We start from the raw sequence: 21,917 nt of genomic DNA on the forward strand, positions 1-21,917 counted from the left end.
TCTACTCCTAGCTCACATTAAAAAAGGGACGATATTCGTCCCTTTTTAGTTTGATAACTGTGCTTATCGCTTCTCGGTACGCATACCCATTAGCAAGCTGACACACATCAATAGCAATACGAAGGTAAATGGCAAGGCTGTTGAAATAGCACCCGCTTGAAGCGCTTGAACCGCCTCTGAGCCACCAATCCACAATAGAGCTACCGCAATCGCACCTTCCATGAAGGCCCAGAATACACGCTGAATCACAGGAGCATCCACCTTACCACCAGCAGTAATACTGTCGATCACTAACGAACCTGAATCCGATGAAGTGATAAAGAACACCAGAACAAGAATTACTGCAATGATAGATAGGATCGAACCAAATGGAAGTACATCGAACATTTGGAACATAGCCAGTGATACATCGGTAAGGCCTTCAGAACCTAACTCACCCACACCGTTAATCACTTGGTCAATTGCCATACCACCAAACGTCGACATCCAAAGTAGTGTCACTGCAGTTGGAACTAGCAATACTGCCGTGATAAATTCACGTACTGTACGACCTTTAGATACACGTGCGATAAACATACCCACGAATGGTGACCAAGAAATCCACCAAGCCCAGTAGAATACTGTCCAGCCTTGGAACCAAGCTTCATCTTCACGGCCGTGCGGGTTACTTAATGGTACTAGGTTTTCCAAGTAAGCCATGAGTGTCGTACCAATATTACCTACAACAAGCGCATAGCCGATAAGTGCGACCAAAATCAGCAGTAGGAAAGCAACGATCATGTTGATGTTACTGATAACCTTTACACCGCCATCAATACCGCGAAGTACTGAAACGACCGCAAGCAAAGTCACTACTGTGATAACGACGATTTGGAGCCCAAGACCAGACTCAATACCGAACACATGGTGAATACCACTTGCCGCTTGTTGAGCGCCTAAACCTAGCGATGTTGCCAAACCAAACAAGGTAGCCAATACAGCCAGAATATCAACAATATGACCTGCCCAGCCCCAAGCGCGATCGCCCAGAATTGGATAGAAAATTGAACGAATAGAAAGTGGTAAACCTTTATTGTAAGCGAAGAAAGCTAACGATAACGCCACAACACCATAAATTGCCCATGGGTGTAGGCCCCAGTGGTACATTGTCGCACCTAGCGCGAGTTTCGCCGCTTCCGGTGTATTCGCTTCAACGCCAAGTGGGGTTTCATACCAGCCGGTAAAGTAAGCTACTGGTTCTGCAACACTCCAGAACATCAAGCCGATACCCATACCAGCAGCAAACAGCATTGAAAGCCAAGAAAGGTAAGAGTAGTCAGCCGTTGCGTCAGTTCCACCTAGGCGAATCTTACCTAGTGGCGAAACAATCAAGGCTAAGCAGAAAATAACGAAGATGTTACCTGACCAGATAAACAGCCAGTCAAAGCCGCCGATTATCTGCCACTTAATTCCATCCAGAGTCGCTTTAGCAGACTCTGCATCCATAACCAGAACAGCAATTAAAAATACTGCAATCAGACCTGCACTCCATCCAAACACTGGATTGTGCACGTCGAATCCCCATTTCTGTACATTATCTTGTCCGATCGTATAGTCGGTACTGTCGATACTGTACTTATCTATGCCTTTAGTCATCATTCCTCTCTAGCATCTGATCCTTAATGTGTATCAGCAAATCACTCTTAAATCATTAGAGTTAAAATTGATTTTTGTAACAATGCAATCTGATACAGCTCCCAATATTGTACGCTTCTTGTCGTTTTGTGCCAGTAATAAGCTGTTTTTTCGCCACAATTTAGGAAAATGGTGACCTGAACGATGGGATATTAATCAATTTGAGTTACACTCAAAATTCAATACTGTTTGAGTACTAAATAAGTACACTAAACCATAAACAAGAGAGGGCAAAAACAGTATGAAAAATTGTGATAATTGAGACTTTTTTTCGTCGATTTTTTCAGGTATTTTTCGCCTACTTTTTTATACACACTCTCGACTAACCAAGGAAACGCATTGGAAAAGCACGAAGAAGTTCTGATCTCGATTCGCCAAATCATTCGAGCGATCGATTTACACTCAAAAAAACTCAGCAAAGAGTCTGGCCTTACTGGCCCACAACTTATCCTGATGCGTTCGATTAAAGAGCTAGGTGAAGTGACGATTCGCCAACTTTCGGACCATACCAATATGAGCCAAGCGACGGCGACCACCATACTCGATCGTTTAGAGCGCAATGGTCTTGTACAGCGCGTGCGTAGTGTGAAAGACAAACGTAAAGTGCACGCTCATCTGACTGAGAAAGGTCAAGCGCTGTTACTCGAAGCACCAACCCCACTGCAGCAAAGCTTTATTACCAAGTTCCAGCGTTTAGAAGAGTGGGAACAGTCGCTTATGCTCTCTTCGGTTCAACGTATTTCTTCAATGATGAATGCGGAAGATATTGATGTCGCACCAGTCCTTGAGTTAGGTAGTATTACTAAGCCTGAATAACCACCCAGAAATTTGCTTTCATCCTGCTTTGAGCATACGTTTATTGAACAACAATAATAAACTCTAACTAGCAGTCAAAGAGGATGTAATGGGTAAGAGTGATACATTACATAAGCAACATGACGAGGCGATACTTGACTTAACGCAGCAAAAACAGTTGCTAAAGGTTATCGCCACTATAACGCTACTCGTGTTCGTACCACTCGGCATTAAGAACATTATTATTGGCGAGTTGATGCTAGGTATTGTACTGCTCGCCTTTGAAATTTCTCTGTTACTCGAAGTCACTGCCATTGTTTACAATAAGCAGACGTTTTTTAGTTATTACCTACCGCTTTCTCTACTCATCATATCCGCGATCTTAACCGTTGCTATTTTCGGTACACTGGGGACGTATTGGCTTTACCCAGTCGTTATCGGTATCATTTTTCTTCTGCCGAAGCGCGAAGCCATCATTTCCAACGCAATTATCATTATTGCTTCAGGCTACGCGGCAACACTCCATGTTGACTTTGGGATTACCGCTCGGTACGTCATTTCTTTGATCGTAACTGCCATCTTGGTTCATGTAGTCGTTGGAGCAGTACGCAAACTGCAAGCTGACATGCACAACTTGCTCGTCCGTGACCCTATGACTGGCGCATTTAACCGACACGAACTCAGCAGTTCCCTTGAAGACGCGATTGAACACTACTCCACCTCCACCATAGCCATCGTGGATGTTGATCGATTCAAGTATATCAATGACCGCTATGGTCATGATGTGGGAGACAGGGTGCTAATGCTGATTGTCAAAACCTTCAATCGCTATATGGGGCCGTCTGATAAGCTTTTCCGCTTAGGTGGAGACGAGTTTCTTCTTATCTTTCATGGTAAGGATCGGCTGCTTACTGAAGAGATCATGAACTATATCGCCAAAGAAATCAGGCATACTGTCCATGCTAACTCTACGGGGATAACCATCAGCGTTGGCGTCGCTGAATCCGAACCTTTTACTGAAACACGCGAATGGATGAAGCGCGCTGACCTAGCTTTATACGAAGCTAAGCGTTTAGGGCGTGACAAGGTCTCATACTATACGCCCTCCATGTCGGCGCAATTTGAACAACGGGAAATTGAAATATCTGGGCGTGCTAACCTCCGCTAAAGATTGGCAGCTCACTCCCCCCTTTGACTTGGCGAATGGCCAAATGGGTGTGTATGTCTTTGACGTTTTCTAAACGCTGCAACTTACGAGTGAAAGACTCATACCCTGCTAAGGCATGACTTACCACTTCTAAAAGGTAGTCATAAGCTCCAGAAACGACATGGCAGCTAATCACCTCGTCCATTTCTTGAACCGCTTGCTCAAAGTCATCAATACTCGACGCTTGGTGATTGTTTAAGCTGACCTCTACAAACACTGTCATGCCCACACCAATAAGGTCTTTATTCAGGCTTGCACGATAATTAGCGATGATTCCAGACTCTTCAAGACGCTTAATTCTTCGCGCGCAAGGTGAAGCGGACAAACCGACCTTATCTGCGATATCCGCCGTAGACTGACGAGCATCTTGTTGAAGCAAACGTAAAATGTGCTTATCAATTCGATCCATAACTTATGCGCCTTTTTCTAGCATACTAACCACTTATATTGACTGATTCAGCCAATCTAGCTCCATATTGTAATGAATATTGCCAGATTTCACCTCCAGATACGCCTCATAATGTTCACAAGTTAAATTTTGGTCACGTATGGATATGCTTTCTGGATATTTGGCAATGATTGCCACGCTATTACTTTGGTCTGGTTTCTTCCTTTCACTGAGAAGTGGAGCGCACTCAGAACTGCTCACAGCAGATATCGCGCTCACGCGCTTTATCATTCCCTGTGTCGTGTTGATCCCCCTCGTTTACAAAGCCAGAGAGGCGATCCTTGCGGTACCTAAACGCTATCTTCTCGGTATGTTTATAGGTAGCGGCTTACCTTACCTCCTGATCGCTGGTACGGGAATGAAATTCGCTCCAGTCTCTGATGGCAGTGCTCTGATCCCCGGTACACTTCCGCTTTTTGTGTCTGGAATAGCAGTATTGCTTTTTAAGCAGCCACTCAGTACTCACCGACTTTTTGGATTAGCCCTTGTGATTGGCGGCATCGTCACCTTTCTGATGCAAAGTGTTGGTAACGCTCACTCGGATTTACTGCAAGGTCAGATGCTGTTTCTTATCGGCAGTGCAATGTGGGCAACCTTTACTATTTGTGCCCGTGTCTCGAACCTAAATCCGTTAGCGGCCTCTGGACTAATCTCTCTTATGTCCATGTTAGCCCTCTGCGGTCTTGTTTTTGCGGGTGTACTCGACAGCTATCTATATCTGCACAGTCCTATGGAGTGGCCATGGAGAGAGCTAGGTGGGCACATCATGCTGCAAGGCGTTGGGGCAGGTTTAATCGCTGCTTTTACTTACCTTCATGCTATATCAGTCTTAGGGGCTGAGCGCACCGCCGCATTTGGCGCAGCAACCCCAGCGGTTGCAACTCTGCTTGCGATTCCTGTTTTCAATGAGCACCCTTCGCCATTAAGCTGGCTAGCGCTGAGTCTTATTTGTGTAGGGAGTTTAATTGCGAGCAACATACTGATGAAAAAAGACACCTCGCTTCAGTATCAGCCTCCATCATTTAAATCCGGGGCTAAGTGATCTCATTAGGTGGTTATTTTTGATGTTGCGCGGTTAACTCGGTATAGTCCTGCACTTACCTAGCTTTAGTGGAATCAGACATTGAAAACACCTTGTATCGCTGCCTGTAAAAATAACGATGGGATCTGTAGTGGATGCCATCGCACCATGGATGAAATTGTTAACTGGCGTCATCTTTCTGATCAAGAGCGCGATCAAGTAATGGCAAATCTTAGCGGTAAAACCTCCACGCATAACTGCCCTTCATGCCATCAGCCTGCTCAATGTGACATCAGCCAAGGTAAGTCGACTTGCTGGTGTTTTGAGATTGAAAAACGCGATACGTCAGATCTGCCCAAAACCGATACTTGCTTATGCCGCAAATGTTTAGCTAAGCTGCCGACTGCATAAAAGGCAGCTTTGATAGCATATAAATTTGGATAAGTTTTTCTAATCCATGATCAAAATTTTTATCTTGCTTAAGATCACACTTTTCGATTGCCAGACTCGCCAACTCACTCTAATATCTCGCGCCTAATAGTTCCCTTTGTTTACTTTAATGATTAGCTTTGTTTACTCAAAGTTAGTGTTTTTTGCGCTTTGAATTTAGGTGTTGTAGAAATGTCTGCGTCTTCTCAAGTGATTAAGTTAACCTTCCTGATCGCAATTTTGACTGCTGTTGGTCAAATGACTCAAACCATGTATGTGCCTTCTATTGGCCATATGGCGAGTGAGTTTTTGGTGACGCCTGCCGCGCTGCAAGCAGTGATGGCGTGCTACTTGATCCCTTACGGATTCTCGCAGTTTATCTATGGGCCTCTCTCAGACAGACTTGGACGTAAGCCGATCATTGTTGTTGGCCTGCTGATTTATATTGTCGGCACCATCGTTGCTTTGTTCGCTCATAGCTATGACTGGTTTCTAGCCGGTAGCTTTATCCAAGGTCTTGGCATTGGTTGCGGAGGCGCAATGTCACGTACATTGACTCGCGATCTATTTGAAGGCGCAGAGCTGCATAAAATAAACAGCCTAATCAGCATGTGTGTGATTTTCTCACCATTGATTGCACCAGTACTTGGCGGCTACCTGACCGAAGCATTTGGCTGGCGCTCTAGCTACTTGTTCTTGGCTCTGTTTGGTATTGCCGTTGTCATTACTATGATGACCAGCTTTATGGAAACATTGCCGCGTGAAAAACGTCGCTATGAAAAAGTCACTAGCAGTTATCGTTATGTTTTGTCAGATCGTCGCTTCCAAGGCTACTTGATCTGCCTGGTGGCAACCTTCTCAGGTATTGCGATTTTTGAAGCAGCCGCGGGTGTCCTACTCGGCGGGGTTTTACAACTTCCGGCAACAACAGTGAGCCTACTATTTGTACTGCCAATCCCAGGGTATTTGGTAGGTGCCGCCCTATCTAGCTATATTGCCAGCAAACGTAACGAGAAAAGCGCTCTTACGGTAGGACTAGTGGCGATCATGTTAGGGTCATTGGTCATCTTACTGCCTGGTCTGCTTGGACATACTAATGCGCTAAGCTTAATTGGCGGTGCGACCGTTTACTTCTTAGGTGCTGGTATTTTGTTTCCTGCGGCAACCACAGGTGCACTGTCTCCACTGCCTTACCACGCTGGCACAGGTGGCGCGGTACTAGGAGGAATGCAAAACCTAGGCGCAGGTATAGCGACGCTAGGTGCGTCATTAATCCCAGCGCCTGATCAAATGCCACTTGGGGTACTGATGTTAGTGATGTCGGTATTAGCATTAATTGGCTTAATTCGCGTTTACCGAAAAAAAGATCCATCCAACGAGATGCCATTGGCAATTTAAGCTAAATACAAAAAAAGGAGCTCAACGAGCTCCTTTATTGTATCTCCACATTTACCATTTCTTCATTAGTCGCCCAACTAAGTTGGGATGATACGCCCAGCTATAGTCGAACATGGCCATCAACTCTGGGTTACCATACTTAGACAAGCTAATAGCATGAAAACGGTTTTTACGCGCTTTTAATTCGTCCACTTTCGCGATCATTTCATCTGACTGCTTAGGTGCAATAAAGTCAGAAATCACCACTAGATCCGCATTCTTGTATTTATCACCACACATTAAGTCGATCGACTTCATGATCACGGGTCCAATGTCTGTACCACCGTGGAAGTTGTAGCTTAAGAAGTCACTCGCTTCGCGCAATCCGTCTTGCTTAGTCAGTTCATAAGTAATCTGTTCCGTTGAGAACAGCATAACGTAACAGTCACGGTCTTCGGCTAAAGCAATCTGCATTAGCGCGTAAGCCATCGCCTTAGCACACTGCTCAGGAAAGCCTGTCATAGAACCAGATGCGTCGACACAGATAATGAAAGGTCCCTTTTCAACCTCTGCGTCTTTGTTATCAGGCTGCTGCGCACGAACCTTACGTAACGTTCTTGATTTGCCCTGCATGCGATAGTTCATCAAGCGCTTATCGACGAGGTGTTTATAGAACACTACCTCCAGTTCAGGGTATGCCAAAAACATGGTTTCGTTCGGTAGTAGCTTGTTTAGGTCGTCGCTTTCATGAATGCCGACAATATCATCGGTCGCTTCATCGGCCTTCTCTTCCACCATTTGCGGCTCTTCAACAGGAGCGCAATTAAGATCAGGATCGTTTACTTGGCTCGCCATTCGACCTAGCTTTTCACTGATCTCTTGCAGCCCTTTGTTTTTCTTTAAGAACTCTGCATGGCGCTTCATAACAGTAAGATCAGATTGACTCAATTTCGCTGAAGCCATGTCCCAAAGGCGGCCAACACTGCCTTCGTCACCTTCTTCTGTCACTCTATCCATGCTCTTCATGGTTTCCATACGCTGATAGAGATCTTTAAGAAGCTTTTCTTTGTTCGCTTCAAGCTCAGAAACCTGAGCTTGTCGAATCGCGTCAGAGAGGCTTTGATACCATTGGTCACAGAAGTAATGCGGGAACATTGGGTTGCTCAACCCTTTGTTCTTTTCTAGCAGTCGACGTGCTTGTAGGTAAAAAGCAGAGTGCCATTCTAGTTTTCTCAGAACTTCAGGAATTTCTTCGAAAAATCGCGCTTCATCCCAGTGGATCACCTCTTGATACAAAGCGAGCTCCTGCTGAAAACGCTCTGTTTCACACACCTTGGTGATACGCTTTTTCACGCTGCCGCGCCATTTAAGCAGATGGTTTTTCACCGAGGTTTTTACTCCTCGGTTTTCTGCCATCGCCATCACTTGCGAGCGAGCCATTAGGTCATTCACTGCTGTATCAATGATTCCTGATTCAGCAATGGCTAGCGCTAAGTTTAAACCGTCTGCTCCTAACATACTGGCCCCTTAAGAGAAGAACTCGTCTAAGTGCTTAAAGCGGAAAACCGTACGTTCACATTCAGTTTTCGTCGATTCCAACACATGCTGAAGATTCTGCAAGCTCGCTTCCATCGCTCTCGGCAGTTCTTGCTCAATGAAGCCGTGCGGTAAGGCGCCGTGGAAATCAGAGCGAACTTTACGCAAGTGATGCTCAGCAAGTTCTAGCTGCGCCATTGCTTGCTCTGATTTGGTAAACCACTCTTGGAATAGTGACGCGTCTAAACCTTTGTCAGTCACGATAGACACCAACACACCACGATTAGCAATATCTTTGATCACGAGATTGTTGGCAGCATCGACATCGAATCTAAAGCGGCACATGTTGGTGTTTTGGTTAACGTAACCATAGACATCACCATGCCCCTCTTTGATGACACGCTCTAACTCATTCTTAGGAACGTAAACCCAGCGACTATCGCCCTTCTCTGATTCAGTGACAGACATATTGCTTTGCAGCAGGACAAGTTTCACAAGATCAAAGGTACTGCCGACCTTGTAGCTTTTCGCATCAGAGATGTCGTAACTATTGATTTGCTGCTTTTTCAAAAGCCCCGTCGTGGACTCCATCGACAACATCACACTCAGTTCAGATTCGAGTTCATCCTGAATGTCGCTTAACTCTTCACGGCAGAGAGTGATTTGCTGTTCTACATCTTGCTGATCAAACGCATGATTGAGAGCAAACTGCTTAATTACACTACGAACTACGTCGCGTGACTCTGGACTGTTCCACAAGCAGTCTTGCAGTAACAAAAGATCAAGCGGGTTGATGGAATCACGACCATTAAAATAGGCGCTCGCTTTAAGCAGTTTCACCGCTTTCTTCCAACGGCGGTCAGAGACATACATATCGCTGTCTTCAGCTTCGACACCGCTGGCTGCCGTAGCGGCGCTCTCTAGCAGACTCTTCAGCTCGTACAACTTTTCAAAGACTGCATCAGACAGTTCAAGCTGTTCGATTTCAGATTGCCACTGATGGTACTCTTCATCTGTAATCGCCAAGCCTTCTGGTATCTTGGCTTCTTGCGCAGTACCCACCGTCAGCATAGATTTGAAGTTCTGCTTATTTTGAATTCGGTTGACGAACACACGCACCAACATGCGGTCATATAAGGCTTCTAGACCACTATCTTCATCTGGCAACTCGTTAGATGCAGAGACCAACAGCCTCATTGGTACACGTTCAATATCGCTACCGTTTTTAAACGTCTTTTCGTTAACAACCGTTAACAGCGTATTAAGAATTGCCGGACCTGCTTTCCAGATCTCGTCAAGAAAAACCACTTGCGCCGTTGGCAAGTAGCCCTCTGTTAAACGTACATAGCGACCATTATCTTTGAGTTCTTGAATACTAAGCGGACCAAACACTTCTTCTGGTGTAGAGAAGCGGGTCATTAAGTATTCAAAGTAAGAGGAGTTATCAAAAGCTTGGATAAGACGCTTTGCAATAAGACTTTTTGCGATCCCCGGAGGACCTAATAAGAAAACACTTTCACCCGCCAAAGCAGCGAGTAAACAAAGTTTGATGGTTTCTTCGCGCTCATAGACACCGTCAGATAAGGCTTGCGCCAATTTATTGATTCGTTCTGAGAGCAACGCTTTTTGTGAGTGAGACACTCGATTTGGGCTAATCATTTCGCGCTCTCCTAAGGTTAACCTGATGGCATGTATGTATAATTTTATACATTTGTTATCACTCTGTTACAAGTGTAATTTGAAGTTTGGACAAATCTTTATATCAGATGCAGTTTTTGCGTAACTCGTTGAAAACAATGTTTGCACTTTTGAGAGTTCTATCACCTATAGCGTATGGGATTTTGTGAGGTATCGACGAGAATGCGCTTTATCTACGGGGAATGAGGCTGTAAGGTAACTCCTGTCTTAAGCTAGGACTAACAATAAGAATCAAATGGAAAACACAACTAAGACGATCCATTCATGGAAACGCATCTCTCTCATCGAAGAATCAATCCTCCTACCTAACGGTAAAAAAATCGCGCATACGACGATATCTCACCCTGGTGCAGCGGTGATTTTACCTATTGATGAAAATGGTCACATCATTGTTATCAATCAATACCGCCCTTCTCTTAAGAAGTGGTTATTGGAATTACCTGCGGGAACGTTGGAATCAGACGAGCCGATTGAGTCCTGCGCGCACCGAGAGCTTGAAGAAGAGACTGGTTACAGTGCTAAAAGCATGGTATCTCTAGGACAAGTAACGCCTCTTGCGGGTTTTTGTGACGAAATCCAATATCTGTTCGTTGCAAAACAGTTAACCCAAACCAAACGTTACCAATGCGATGAAGATGAAGTCATCGACGTACTCTCATTATCAGTAGAACAACTCGAACAAAAAATCATTGATGGTGAGATCACCGATGCGAAAACTATCGCGTGTTTAAGCAAAGCAAAGCTGTGTGGATATATATAGGAGACAAGATTATGGATTTTCGTTCAGATACGGTAACTAAGCCTACCGAGGCAATGCGCAAAGCAATGGCCGAAGCACTTGTAGGCGATGATGTGTATGGTGACGACCCAACCGTAAACGAACTAGAGCAATGGGCAGCTGAGCGACACGGGTTTGAAGCGGCGCTCTTTACGACTTCTGGCACTCAAGCCAACTTACTCGGTCTTATGGCTCACTGTGAACGCGGCGATGAATATCTATGTGGTCAACAAGCCCACAACTATAAGTACGAAGCTGGAGGCGCTGCGGTGTTAGGTTCTATCCAGCCTCAACCGATCGAAAACAACCCAGATGGCACGTTAGATTTTACGAAACTCAAAGCCGCTATTAAGCCTGACGATTCACACTTTGCCCGCACTAAGTTATTAAGCTTAGAAAACACCATTAACGGCAAGGTGCTACCACTCTCCTACTTGGCAGAAGCAAGAGAATTCGTCAATCAACATAACTTGTCACTTCACCTAGATGGCGCTCGCGTTTACAACGCCGCCGTCGCGCTTGATGTGGACGTCAAAGAGATTGCTCAGCACTTCGATTCGATGACGATTTGTTTATCAAAAGGCTTGTGTGCGCCTATCGGCTCTCTCCTTCTTGGTAGCAAAACCTTTATCGCCAAAGCTCGCAGGCTACGTAAAATGGTAGGTGGCGGTATGCGCCAAGCTGGCATTTTGGCATCAGCAGGTAAACTGGCATTGACTGAACAAGTCACGCAACTGAATGTTGACCATCAAAATGCGAAGAAGTTAGCACTAGGACTAAGCGAATTAGACGGATTCCATGTGAACCCTGATTTCGTTCAAACTAATATCGTCTTTGCTAAATTGGATGACAGTATCCAAATCAACAAGATTGCGGAACAGTTAGCTGAGGATGGAATCACTGTGTCACCGGGTAACCCGATTCGTTTCGTGACTCACAAAGACGTTTCAAGCGCTGATATCGACCTATTACTGAGTAAACTTGCGCAATACATCAAATAATCTCACTTGAGCTTCCCCCTAGGGGAAGCTTTATTCTTTTGCGTAGTCATATTGTTCGAGATGTATCTATGAAACGCACCCTTCTGCTGCTATTAGCTCTCCCTTCTGTCGCATTAGCAAACAACGATTTCGGCAATCCTGAACTTGGAAAAGTCAAAGCACCAAGTTGCGTGTTTTGCCATGGTTCTGATGGCATTGCACCCAACCCTGCTTATCCGCATCTAAAAGGCCAAAATGCCCAATATCTGTATCAATCCATGAAAGATTATCAAGATGGACATCGCTCAGGCGCGTTAGCAGATATGATGAAAGCGCAACTTTCTCGCCTCAATGACCAAGATCTTAAAGATATTGCCGCCTATTTTGCTAGTCAGTAGTACAAGCTATAAAGTCGAATAATGATGAATATCACGATTATTGATACGTTATAACATTACCAAACGATATCATTCGCATTATTACATGCAAGATAAGATGTATTTCATATAAATCCTATAATCGTAAGCCGAAGATCAAGTTTTCTTCTCATGCACTCATTTATAGGGACGAACAATGAAATATAGCCCATTGGCACTAGCCTTCCTGTCAGCAGTGGTTGCTTCAGGGTGTACAACACAAACTTCGAATGAAACGCCATTCGACCTAACGATTTTACATATCAACGATCATCACTCTCATTTAGAACCTTCCACACAGAAACTCAAACTTGCGGGTCAATCGACTTACACTGAAGTGGGTGGATTTCCGGCACTGATCACCGCGCTAAATCAGCGTACAGAAGCAAACGAGAACGTATTAAAGCTTCATGCTGGTGACGCTATCTCTGGCACGCTTTACTACGCGCTATTTAAAGGTGAAGCGGATGCGGCGATGATGAATCACGCTTGCTTTGATGCTTTTGCACTTGGTAATCATGAATTTGATGATAGTGATGCAGGGTTAGCACAGTTCTTAGATTGGATGAATGAAGGTGAGTGCTCAAAAGAGACAGAAGTGCTCGCAGCTAACGTGATTCCTAAGCAAGGCGTCTCTCCTCTCGCAATGAACTCTGCCAACGACTACTTTAAGCCATACACGGTAAAACAATATGGTGAGCATCAGATTGGTATCGTCGGTATTGATATTGCAGACAAGACCATGAACTCATCAAACCCAGACGAAACTACACAGTTCTTAAACGAAGTTGAAACGGCGCAAAAATACATCGATGAATTGGTTGCTAAAGGGGTGTCGAATATCGTTTTATTGACCCACTACCAATACTCGAACGACCTTCAGCTTGCTGAGGCTCTTACTGATGTAGACGTTATCATCGGCGGTGACTCACATACTCTATTGGGCGATTTCGCTGCTGTCGGCTTAAAGAGTGAAGGGGCTTACCCAACACTAATGAAGAACAAAGATGGCGATCAAGTATGTGTCGCTCAAGCTTGGCAATATTCACAAATTCTTGGCGAGCTATCGGTTTCATTTGATGGCAAAGGCAAGGTAGCAGCTTGTAACGGCACGCCACATCTACTGATTGGTTCCGAGTTCAAACGCAAAGACGAAAATGGTAAAAAGCAGACACTTGAAGGAGCTGAATTGGCCGCAGTGTTGGCTGATGTAGAAGCACAACCTAACCTTATTCAAGTTAAACCAGACGCTGCAACACAACAAACCTTATCCACGTTTACACAAAAGCTTGATGTAATGAAGGATCAAGAGATTGCACAATCTTCTGAGCTACTGTGTTACGAGCGTGTTCCTGGTCAGCAAAAACACAATGGCGCAGACGGCTGTGATACACACACTAACCTACACGGATCTCAAGTGGCCGACCTTGTCGCGCAAGCGTTCTTAGCCCAAACCAAACGCGCCGATGTTGCGATTCAAAACGGCGGTGGCGCACGTGCAAACATTCCTCAAGGTAAGTTCACCGTAGCGGGAGCCACAAAAGTGCTGCCATTTAGCAACACCATGGTGAACCTACAAATGACGGGAGCGGAAGTTAAGAAGGTACTTAACCAAGCCGTAGACAAAGCTTACGCAGAGTATGTTGATAACAGCGCTAAAGGCTCAGATGGTGCTTACCCTTACGCTGCCGGTATTCGATATGACGTCGACTTTAACCGACCAGAAGGGCAGCGCGTTCACAATGTAGAGGTCAAAGCTAAAGGCGATGGCAGTTGGTCTAAATTGAGCAATGACAGAGAGCTGATTGTCGTGACCAATGATTACATCGCAGGTGGTAAAGATGGCTACATTGCCTTTGGTGAAGTCTCGGCTGATAAGTCGAAATACGAAAACACATTAAAGCTCTACACAGAGACCTTTATTGACTACGTCCGTGACCTAGCAGCAAACGGTAAGAAGATTGAAGCTGTTGCCGAGCAAGACCGCAGCACTCAAGCATTCACTCCAAAAGCTAACTAAGCGCAAACAAAATGGCCAAGGTAAATACCTTGGCCATTTTTCAATCTCTAAATCAGCACAAACTGATTAGGTACGATAAAGCACTTTCACCACATGCCAACCGAATTTAGTTTTCACTAGATGAGGAACCAGTGTTTCGCCAGAGAAGCAAACTTTGTCGAACTGTGGAACCATCTGACCTTTGCGAAACTCACCTAAGTCACCACCCTTTTTGCCCGATGGGCACGTTGAGTACTTCTTGGCGAGAGTTTGAAATTTAGCGCCTTTCTTAAGCTGCTTGATAATATCTTCCGCTTGCTCTTTATGCTTTACCAGAATGTGCAGAGCGGCTGCTGTATTAGCCATGTTGGTGCCTCTAAAAATGACTGAGTTTGCGCGAATTGTACCCGATTAAAGTGAGATCTTCACCCAAGCCTTTAACTTAGTAAATGACGAATGACTATCTTATCGGCGTTTAGAAACAAATTTGATTTGCATCCATTGATCATCGGGGTAAATCCGTTACCATTTATAAAAATAGTCGCACAAACGAGAAACCCATGGCAAAACCAGTTAGTAAAGCAAATCAGTCGCAAGGCATGCTGATGTTTACTTTGACCAGCAGTAATCAGTTGTTCGCCATTGGTACTCTAAAAGTTAGAGAAATTGTGCCATTTCAACCGACGACACAAATCCCCTACTCACACCACCATGTGATTGGGACCGTCACAATTCGCGATAAAACCATCCCAGTAATTAATATGCCTGCTGCGATTGGTTTTCGTCCAATTCAGCCTGAAGAGTACGACTCGTGCTATCTAATCGTTACAGACTGCTTACGTACTGTGGTTGCTTTTATGGTGCGCTCAATTGAAAAGATCATCGAGTGTGATTGGAAGTCGATCGAATCCGCGCCTAAAAGTGCGGGTTCAAACGTGTTCGTTACCGGTATTACTCGCTTTGAAGAGCAAATCGTTCAGATGTTGGATGTCGAGTTGCTGCTATCAAAAATTTATCCGCAGTATGAATCAACTAACATTCCAATGCTTACCGATATTGAGCGCGAAAGACTTAAAGCGCTGAATATCTTACTGGTGGATGACTCTTCTATCGCCCGTAAGCAACTTTCGGATGCCCTAGACAGCATCAATATCTCGTATCAGATATGCAATAATGGTTTAGATGCGCTTGATCTGATGCGCAGTGAAGCATCAGCTAACCGTCCCGTTGATCTACTCGTTAGTGACATCGAAATGCCAGGCTTAGACGGCTATGAGCTCGCGTTCGAGACTCAAAACGATCCTGAGCTCAAAAATAGTTATGTGATTCTTCATACTTCTCTTTCAAGTGAGATCTGTGTTGACCGGGCACAACAAGTAGGTGCCCATGAAGCACTAGAAAAATTTAATGCGGGTGATTTGATCCAAGCTATGCTACGTGGAGCCGGCAAGCTAGAATCGGGAAATGTTCGAGAAGAAATGCCTGAAGGTGTCTGATTAACATCAACTTTTATGTTGTCGCACCTGCTTAAAGCTGATTGAATGTTTCACTTACAAATGTCAGCATATAATTATGATAAAGTTCATACTAATAATGAATAACTCACTCTAAAGTGATACTGGACAAACATCTAGATTAGAAATCCGCTACTCTTAATGTACAGGGTGTCGAGAAAAGAATATTCCTAAGAAATGACAGACGACGACTTCAAGAAATCGACGGCTAACCTTAAAAAAGCTGTCCCGCTAATGATGAAAAACCACGTAGCCGCCACACCGGCTAACTACGCTTTGTGGTACACCTACGTGGATAACGCGATTCCTCAGCTCAACCGTGAGTTAGATAGTGTCGTGGAAAATTATGGTGTCTGCCCACCTGCTGCCGGCGAACAACTCTACAACAACTATGTCGCGAGCCGTTCTGAGACCGATATGATGGAGCTACGCTCCAATATAGAAATATTGGTCAATGAAGTAGCTAGCTCTATGACGGACACTCTGACAGACACATCTCAATTCTCTAAGCTTATCGACAAGAGCTTTGACAATCTAGAACGTGTCGAGGGCGAGGCTGTTTCGATGGACGAAGTGATGACTGTCGTACGTCAACTTGTCGCTGAATCCAGAGAGATCAGGCATTCAACTCGCTTTCTCAATAATCAGCTAGAAACGGCAACCAAAGAGATCAACCTACTTAAGACTCAACTCGCTGAAGTACAACAAGACGCACTGTTTGATGCACTCACGAGCTTGTACAATCGCCGAGCATTCGATAACGATATCAGTACATTAACCCGCTCTGAGCAGAAAATGTGTTTGATTCTTGCTGACATTGACCACTTCAAGTCGTTTAACGATACCTACGGTCATTTGTTTGGTGATACGGTGATAAAAGGCATTGCGCGCAGGCTTCAATTAAGTTGCCGTGACGGGATACAAGCTTATCGATTTGGTGGCGAAGAGTTTGCACTGATTGTGCCAAACAAAACGCTACGTATTGCCCGCCAGTTTGGTGAGAGCTTGCGACGAGCAGTAGAGAAGCTCTCAATCAAAGATCGCCGCACCGCACAACAGGTTGGAAACATTACTATTTCAATGGGGGTTGCTGAGCTGCAACCGGGTGAATCTGCCGAGTCTCTCATCGAGCGAGCTGATAAGCTTCTTTATGAAGCAAAAGAACTAGGAAGAAATCGCGTGATGCCTATATAGGCTAAAGAGATTGATAAAAAGGCCCTTAGCACACAGTGCAAGGGCCTTTTAGTTTTAACCATCGCTAGTGATTGCACTGATTAGTTCTTGTTGGACAGCCTCTGCTTTATCATTATCAATCTGACACGTACCTGCGGCCTTATGCCCACCGCCACCGTACTTGAGCATCAACTCACCCACATTCGTTTTAGAGCTGCGATCAAAAATAGACTTCCCGGTAGCAAACACCGTGTTTTGCTTTTGAAAACCCCACATTTTATGGATAGAGATATTACATTGAGGGTAAAGCGCATAGATGATAAATCGATTACCCGCGTAGATGACCTCTTCGCCTGTTAAATCGAGAAAGATAAGATTGTCATACACCGTCGCACAACGTTGAATCTGTTCTTTAAACAGGTTTTCGTGCTCACGGTATAACTCGATACGCTCTTTGACATCAGGAAGATCGAGTAGCTCTTCAATCGTATGGCTCTTACAGTACTCAATCAAATCCATCATCAACGCATAATTGGAAATGCGAAACTCTCGAAAGCGGCCAAGGCCAGTTCGCGCATCCATCAGGAAATTCAATAGATTCCAACCCGTCGAATCCAGAACTTCATCTCGATTAAACTGAGCCGAGTCACCCTTATCGACCGCCTCCATCATATCTTCCCATTCGGCTGGAAAAAACTCTCTCCCCCCATAGTGCTCCCAAACCACCCTAGCCGCAGAAGGGGCATCTGGGTCGATAATATGATTTTCATACCTTTCTGGATTGCGCAATAATTCCGATAGGTGGTGATCAAATACAAGATGCGCCTGCTTCACATAAGGCAAGTTAGTTACAATATCATTGGAGGTTATCTCAATGACCCCATCTTGCATGTCTTTTGGGTGAACGAACTTAATGTCGTCGATAAGATCCAATTGCTTTAACAGTACTGCACACACTAGACCATCAAAGTCGCTTCGCGTAACAAGTCGATATTTTTGCTCCGACATCTGGCACTTCCTATGCTTCGTCTTTTTATTAAAGGATACGTAATACGAACGTACTAGGCTGCTACCTATAGCTTTGTTGTATAACTCCTTTTAATTTTAGACATCACTAACCTTTTAACAAACTCTAGACAGAGTTTTTCGTTCCTTGCTCTATACTCGATATGCTACTAATTGATTCAATATAGGTTTTATTATGAAGAAAACGTGTTTTGCTCTAGTTGCTGCCAGTGTTGCCGTTCTAGCAGGTTGTGCCAATGAGCCTGATGAATATGAAGTAAAAGAATACACTTCAATGGCTAATCCAGCCGCAGTGTATTGTGTGCAGCAAGGTGGTGAACTTGAGACAGTGACCGAGAATGAAGAACGTGTCACATACTGCCAACTACCAAATGGCGAACGCGTTGAAGAGTGGGATTACTACCGCCAAAACCATAAAGAGCAATAGACTGGCTCAGCGGGGAAAGAGAGACATTCTGTCGCCCTCTTTCCTCGTAATCCATAGCGCCTCAGAGCTTTGACATACCTTGCCGCTCTGGATCGTATTGTCGATTGAGGCTAGTTAAGCACTGGTCCAATATTCGTAGCTGTTCTACCACTTCCATTGGTGTTGCTGAAGGACTTGTTTTCTCCACTGCATTTTCGATCAGTGCTAAGGTTTTCAAGTCACTGTGCTCAGATAAAAGTTGTTTAAGCTCTTGAATTGCCGCCATCGCGATTTGATAAGGCTGTTGCCTGACTTGCTCCAATGGTCTGGTAAAAGTTCCGCTCTTCACACCCTCTAAATAGACCCGATAAGTCGTGAGCTCATCTAGCCGCAAGAATATTTGACCCAATGGGGTGATGTGGGGATAAGGCACACAAACATGTGCTTCTAAAGACATAGGAATATTGAGTTTCAAGCCACTCTCTGCGCAGCGACTTTTCAACGTACGAAGTAAACCCTGCTCATCCATCAAGGTTTGTATTTCGAATATCCTTTTCAGATGATAATCATTCGAGACAAACTGGACATTCACTTCCTGCCCACTCCTACATAACTGACTTGCTATCAATTTATCTGCGGCATTTTGGATGTTCTCGATAGTGTTGGTGGATGTGTCTTCAAGAATAATGTTCGGAGGCAGTTCACCCTCATAACAAAGCTTAAAGTAATCAAACATAGCCCGAGCTTCGGTTTGCGTTTGCCCATCCGTCGCCCCACCACAGAATATAATCGCGCTCTGCTCAAGCTGAAGGCTTTGGATGGCTGTCGTTAATGCTTCGACCCTTGTTCTGCCCTCAAGCGTTAGCGTATTGTTGAACAAGCGCTTACCTAGGACGAGCACCACATTAATAATGTTCATTATTTATCCATGTCTCAATTATTCCTACTGAGTTACACATAAACTGTACAAGCATTCACTTTGTCGCTAGCTTATCAGAGGTTAATATTTTGTTAACATCCCGCATGCAAGACGTTATCTCCACTTGCGTGCCATACTTGTAAATAAAAGAGCCTGAAACACAGGCCACTACAACAGGAAGTAAAGTATATGCTGTCGATATTTGATATTTTCAAAGTGGGGGTTGGGCCTTCAAGCTCTCATACCAACGGGCCGATGCTCGCAGGTTATCATTTTACGCGCCTTCTCGCTTCATCCATAACCAAAGTCAGCCGTGTCCAAGTCGATCTTTATGGTTCTCTGTCACTGACAGGCAAAGGACACCACACGGACAGAGCCGTGATCTTAGGATTACTAGGCAACAAGCCCGACACAATTAAAATGGCCAGTGCCAAACAAGCACTTGCCACCACTATACAGGAAGGTCATCTGATCCTTGCGGGTGCTCACACCATCGATTTTAGCTATGACAGCGACATCTTATTCCATAGTGATAACCTTCCTCTGCATGAAAATGGCATGACGATTACTGCCTATGACTCACTCGGCAATCAGTTAGCTTTTGAAACCTACTACTCTATTGGCGGTGGATTTATTGCTACAGCCAAAGAGCTCGAAGAAGGTGGTAACGCCAACAGCGTCGATGTTCCATTTCCATTTACAAGCGCAGACGAGATGCTAGAAATGGCCGAAACAAACGGCCTTAGCCTCGGCGGTATGATTCTAAAAAATGAAGTAAACTTTTTTAATGAAGATGAAATCACACGAAAGGCAGAACAAATCTGGAAAGTGATGTCTTTGTGTATGCAGCGTGGCTTCGAGACCGAGGGCATCTTAGAAGGTGGTCTTAACGTCACAAGGCGCGCACCTAACTTACTTAAAAAGTTGGAAGCGAATGCTGCGGTTGAAAACGATCCAATGGAAATCATGGATTGGATCAACCTGTTTGCTTTCGCTGTCAGCGAAGAGAACGCTGCCGGTGGACAAGTGGTGACCTCTCCGACCAACGGTGCAGCCGGCGTTATTCCTGCGGTGCTCATGTATTACCACCGCTTTATCAAAGAACTTGATACAAAACAGCTTAAAGACTTCCTTGCTGTCGCGGGTGCAATTGGCATTTTGTACAAAACCAATGCTTCAATCTCTGGTGCAGAGGTTGGCTGTCAGGGTGAAGTAGGTGTCTCATCATCAATGGCAGCAGCAGGCTTAACCGCGCTTCGTGGTGGTAGCAACGAGCAAATCTGTATTGCAGCAGAAATTGCGATGGAGCATTCTCTTGGCATGACGTGTGATCCAATCGGCGGTCTAGTTCAAGTTCCTTGTATCGAGCGTAATGCAATGGGTGCGATGAAAGCGATCAATGCTTCACGAATGGCGCTTAAACGTACCAGTAAGTGTCTTATCTCGCTCGATAAAGTCATCGCGACCATGTATCAAACCGGTAAAGACATGAATAAGAAGTATCGCGAAACTTCTTTAGGAGGCCTAGCGGTTATCCATATGGCTCCACCTTGCGAGTAAGCGGCGTAAGCTACTAATTATAACTGTGCCTTAACCAATCGAAAAACTCGACAGCCATTGAGTTAGATGGGTTATGGCACAGAATATAGTGGCTCGTTTCACAAGGGACCTTCCACTCTCCAACTTTTATCAGCTCGCCCTGCTTTAGTTGATCTTCGACTAACACATCTTTGACCAACAAAATACCCAAGCCGCAAACCGCAGCTTCCACAGCGAGAAGCGAGTGGTCAAAATGGAGCTTTGGTTTCACCCAGTCATCGCAATAACCGACTTGATTAAACCAGTAGGTCCAATTTTCTCTATACCCCGAGGTTGAGATCTTTTCAGCCTCAGCAATATCAGTTAACTCCATCATGCCGTGTTGCTTTAAGTAACTCGGAGAAGCGACTAGAACCCAATGCTCATCAGTGAGCCGCTCTGTAAGCTGGCTCTCTTTTGGTAACATGCCGTTGATGATTTCAATATCAGCAGTTTGACTTGTATTTGGGTAAGGATTGGATGTAGTGGCAATCTTGATCTCGAGATTTGGGTTAAGACGCTTAAACTCCGATACCCTTGGAATAAGCCACTGATGACAGAAGCTTTGAGCAACATTGAGTGTGAGTAAGTTCCGTCCCTTACGCTCAAAGAGCTGCTCTGTTCCAACCGACAGTGAGTCAAACATCTGTGTTAGAAGAGGCAGATAATATTGCGCATCATCTGTGAGTGTCAGCTTAGAGCCACTGCGTTCGAACAAGGTTGCCTCTAAGTAGTGTTCAAGCTGTTTCACCTGTTGGCTCACCGCAGCGCGAGTGACATTCAATTCTTCAGAGGCCTTGGTCAGGCTTTGCAGCCTCGCGGCAGACTCAAACGCCTTCAATGCATTAAGTGGCGGTAAAAATCGATGCGAGTGTTGTGTGGGAGCGTTATGAGACATAGAGCAAGAGGCATTGATGAGCGCTTTAATTAGACAAGCGCCCAT

The 21,917-nt window shown here is 44.9% G+C and carries 21 protein-coding genes; 13 read left to right on the top strand and 8 right to left on the bottom strand.

All coding sequences use genetic code 11. From position 1 onward, the window contains the following. Positions 1–63: 63 nt before the first annotated feature. Positions 64–1,635, bottom strand: a complete 1,572-nt coding sequence (locus IX91_RS20560; protein ID WP_004745665.1) for a BCCT family transporter — start codon at positions 1,633–1,635, stop codon at positions 64–66. A 378-nt stretch (positions 1,636–2,013) separates the two neighbouring features. On the opposite strand from IX91_RS20560, the gene IX91_RS20565 reads away from it, so the two are divergent. Together IX91_RS20565 and IX91_RS20570 are read left to right on the top strand one after the other, a co-directional pair. Further along, a complete protein-coding gene (locus IX91_RS20565) occupies positions 2,014–2,490 on the top strand; it encodes a MarR family winged helix-turn-helix transcriptional regulator (RefSeq protein ID WP_004745664.1) in 477 nt (158 codons plus the stop codon). Between the two features lie 88 nt (positions 2,491–2,578). Beyond that, the gene (locus tag IX91_RS20570; RefSeq protein ID WP_004745663.1) at positions 2,579–3,637 is read left to right on the top strand and encodes a GGDEF domain-containing protein; all 1,059 of its coding nucleotides are present in this window, start codon (positions 2,579–2,581) and stop codon (positions 3,635–3,637) included. On the opposite strand, the gene IX91_RS20575 is transcribed toward IX91_RS20570, so the two are convergent. Continuing rightward, complete coding sequence (locus tag IX91_RS20575; RefSeq protein ID WP_004745662.1) at positions 3,624–4,085, bottom strand: Lrp/AsnC family transcriptional regulator; 462 nt, start codon at positions 4,083–4,085, stop codon at positions 3,624–3,626. The two genes, IX91_RS20570 and IX91_RS20575, sit on opposite strands and share 14 nt — an antisense overlap. Before the next feature lie 145 nt (positions 4,086–4,230). Between IX91_RS20575 and IX91_RS20580 the strand changes: the two genes are divergently transcribed. The 3 genes from IX91_RS20580 (at position 4,231) to emrD (ending at position 6,972) form a co-directional block, all read left to right on the top strand. Continuing rightward, positions 4,231–5,166: a DMT family transporter gene (locus IX91_RS20580; RefSeq protein WP_174329864.1), complete on the top strand. Its 936-nt coding sequence runs from the start codon at positions 4,231–4,233 to the stop codon at positions 5,164–5,166. 81 nt (positions 5,167–5,247) lie between these two features. Next, positions 5,248–5,556 carry a cysteine-rich CWC family protein gene (locus IX91_RS20585; RefSeq protein ID WP_071881325.1) on the top strand — a complete coding sequence of 103 codons (309 nt, stop codon included), beginning with the start codon at positions 5,248–5,250 and terminating at the stop codon, positions 5,554–5,556. A gap of 210 nt (positions 5,557–5,766) precedes the next feature. Then, the gene (emrD, locus tag IX91_RS20590) at positions 5,767–6,972 is read left to right on the top strand and encodes a multidrug efflux MFS transporter EmrD (RefSeq protein WP_004745659.1); all 1,206 of its coding nucleotides are present in this window, start codon (positions 5,767–5,769) and stop codon (positions 6,970–6,972) included. 51 nt (positions 6,973–7,023) lie between these two features. Here emrD and viaA read toward each other — a convergent pair whose 3' ends face one another. Both viaA and IX91_RS20600 read right to left on the bottom strand, forming a co-directional pair. Then, positions 7,024–8,469, bottom strand: a complete 1,446-nt coding sequence (viaA, locus tag IX91_RS20595) for an ATPase RavA stimulator ViaA (RefSeq protein WP_004745658.1) — start codon at positions 8,467–8,469, stop codon at positions 7,024–7,026. 9 nt (positions 8,470–8,478) lie between these two features. Then, a complete protein-coding gene (locus tag IX91_RS20600; RefSeq protein WP_004745657.1) occupies positions 8,479–10,146 on the bottom strand; it encodes an ATPase RavA domain-containing protein in 1,668 nt (555 codons plus the stop codon). Positions 10,147–10,420: 274 nt separating this feature from the next. On the opposite strand from IX91_RS20600, the gene IX91_RS20605 reads away from it, so the two are divergent. The 4 genes from IX91_RS20605 (at position 10,421) to IX91_RS20620 (ending at position 14,379) form a co-directional block, all read left to right on the top strand. Beyond that, positions 10,421–10,945, top strand: a complete 525-nt coding sequence (locus IX91_RS20605) for an NUDIX hydrolase (RefSeq protein WP_004745656.1) — start codon at positions 10,421–10,423, stop codon at positions 10,943–10,945. 11 nt (positions 10,946–10,956) lie between these two features. Beyond that, positions 10,957–11,964, top strand: a complete 1,008-nt coding sequence (ltaE, locus tag IX91_RS20610) for a low-specificity L-threonine aldolase (RefSeq protein WP_004745655.1) — start codon at positions 10,957–10,959, stop codon at positions 11,962–11,964. A gap of 68 nt (positions 11,965–12,032) precedes the next feature. Continuing rightward, complete coding sequence (locus IX91_RS20615) at positions 12,033–12,341, top strand: c-type cytochrome (protein ID WP_004745654.1); 309 nt, start codon at positions 12,033–12,035, stop codon at positions 12,339–12,341. A 175-nt stretch (positions 12,342–12,516) separates the two neighbouring features. Continuing rightward, positions 12,517–14,379, top strand: a complete 1,863-nt coding sequence (locus IX91_RS20620; RefSeq protein WP_004745653.1) for a 5'-nucleotidase C-terminal domain-containing protein — start codon at positions 12,517–12,519, stop codon at positions 14,377–14,379. A 66-nt stretch (positions 14,380–14,445) separates the two neighbouring features. On the opposite strand, the gene ppiC is transcribed toward IX91_RS20620, so the two are convergent. Further along, complete coding sequence (ppiC, locus tag IX91_RS20625; protein WP_004745652.1) at positions 14,446–14,724, bottom strand: peptidylprolyl isomerase PpiC; 279 nt, start codon at positions 14,722–14,724, stop codon at positions 14,446–14,448. Between the two features lie 194 nt (positions 14,725–14,918). Between ppiC and IX91_RS20630 the strand changes: the two genes are divergently transcribed. Together IX91_RS20630 and IX91_RS20635 are read left to right on the top strand one after the other, a co-directional pair. Then, positions 14,919–15,854, top strand: a complete 936-nt coding sequence (locus IX91_RS20630; RefSeq protein WP_004745651.1) for a chemotaxis protein — start codon at positions 14,919–14,921, stop codon at positions 15,852–15,854. 195 nt (positions 15,855–16,049) lie between these two features. Continuing rightward, positions 16,050–17,066, top strand: coding sequence for a GGDEF domain-containing protein (locus IX91_RS20635; protein ID WP_004745650.1), 1,017 nt, complete (start codon positions 16,050–16,052; stop codon positions 17,064–17,066). A 54-nt stretch (positions 17,067–17,120) separates the two neighbouring features. Here IX91_RS20635 and IX91_RS20640 read toward each other — a convergent pair whose 3' ends face one another. Further along, complete coding sequence (locus IX91_RS20640; protein ID WP_004745649.1) at positions 17,121–18,053, bottom strand: DHH family phosphoesterase; 933 nt, start codon at positions 18,051–18,053, stop codon at positions 17,121–17,123. Between the two features lie 193 nt (positions 18,054–18,246). On the opposite strand from IX91_RS20640, the gene IX91_RS20645 reads away from it, so the two are divergent. Beyond that, positions 18,247–18,498, top strand: coding sequence for a putative hemolysin (locus tag IX91_RS20645; protein ID WP_004745648.1), 252 nt, complete (start codon positions 18,247–18,249; stop codon positions 18,496–18,498). 61 nt (positions 18,499–18,559) lie between these two features. Here IX91_RS20645 and IX91_RS20650 read toward each other — a convergent pair whose 3' ends face one another. After that, the gene (locus tag IX91_RS20650) at positions 18,560–19,396 is read right to left on the bottom strand and encodes a YdcF family protein (RefSeq protein ID WP_004745647.1); all 837 of its coding nucleotides are present in this window, start codon (positions 19,394–19,396) and stop codon (positions 18,560–18,562) included. Positions 19,397–19,585: 189 nt separating this feature from the next. On the opposite strand from IX91_RS20650, the gene IX91_RS20655 reads away from it, so the two are divergent. Beyond that, positions 19,586–20,956 (top strand): L-serine ammonia-lyase, encoded by a 1,371-nt coding sequence (locus IX91_RS20655; protein WP_004745646.1) that lies wholly within the window; start codon positions 19,586–19,588, stop codon positions 20,954–20,956. Positions 20,957–20,969: 13 nt separating this feature from the next. Here IX91_RS20655 and IX91_RS20660 read toward each other — a convergent pair whose 3' ends face one another. After that, complete coding sequence (locus IX91_RS20660; protein ID WP_236642921.1) at positions 20,970–21,872, bottom strand: LysR substrate-binding domain-containing protein; 903 nt, start codon at positions 21,870–21,872, stop codon at positions 20,970–20,972. Positions 21,873–21,917 lie beyond the last annotated feature (45 nt).

It is taken from the genome of Vibrio tubiashii ATCC 19109, from assembly GCF_000772105.1.
GTDB lineage: Bacteria > Pseudomonadota > Gammaproteobacteria > Enterobacterales > Vibrionaceae > Vibrio > Vibrio tubiashii.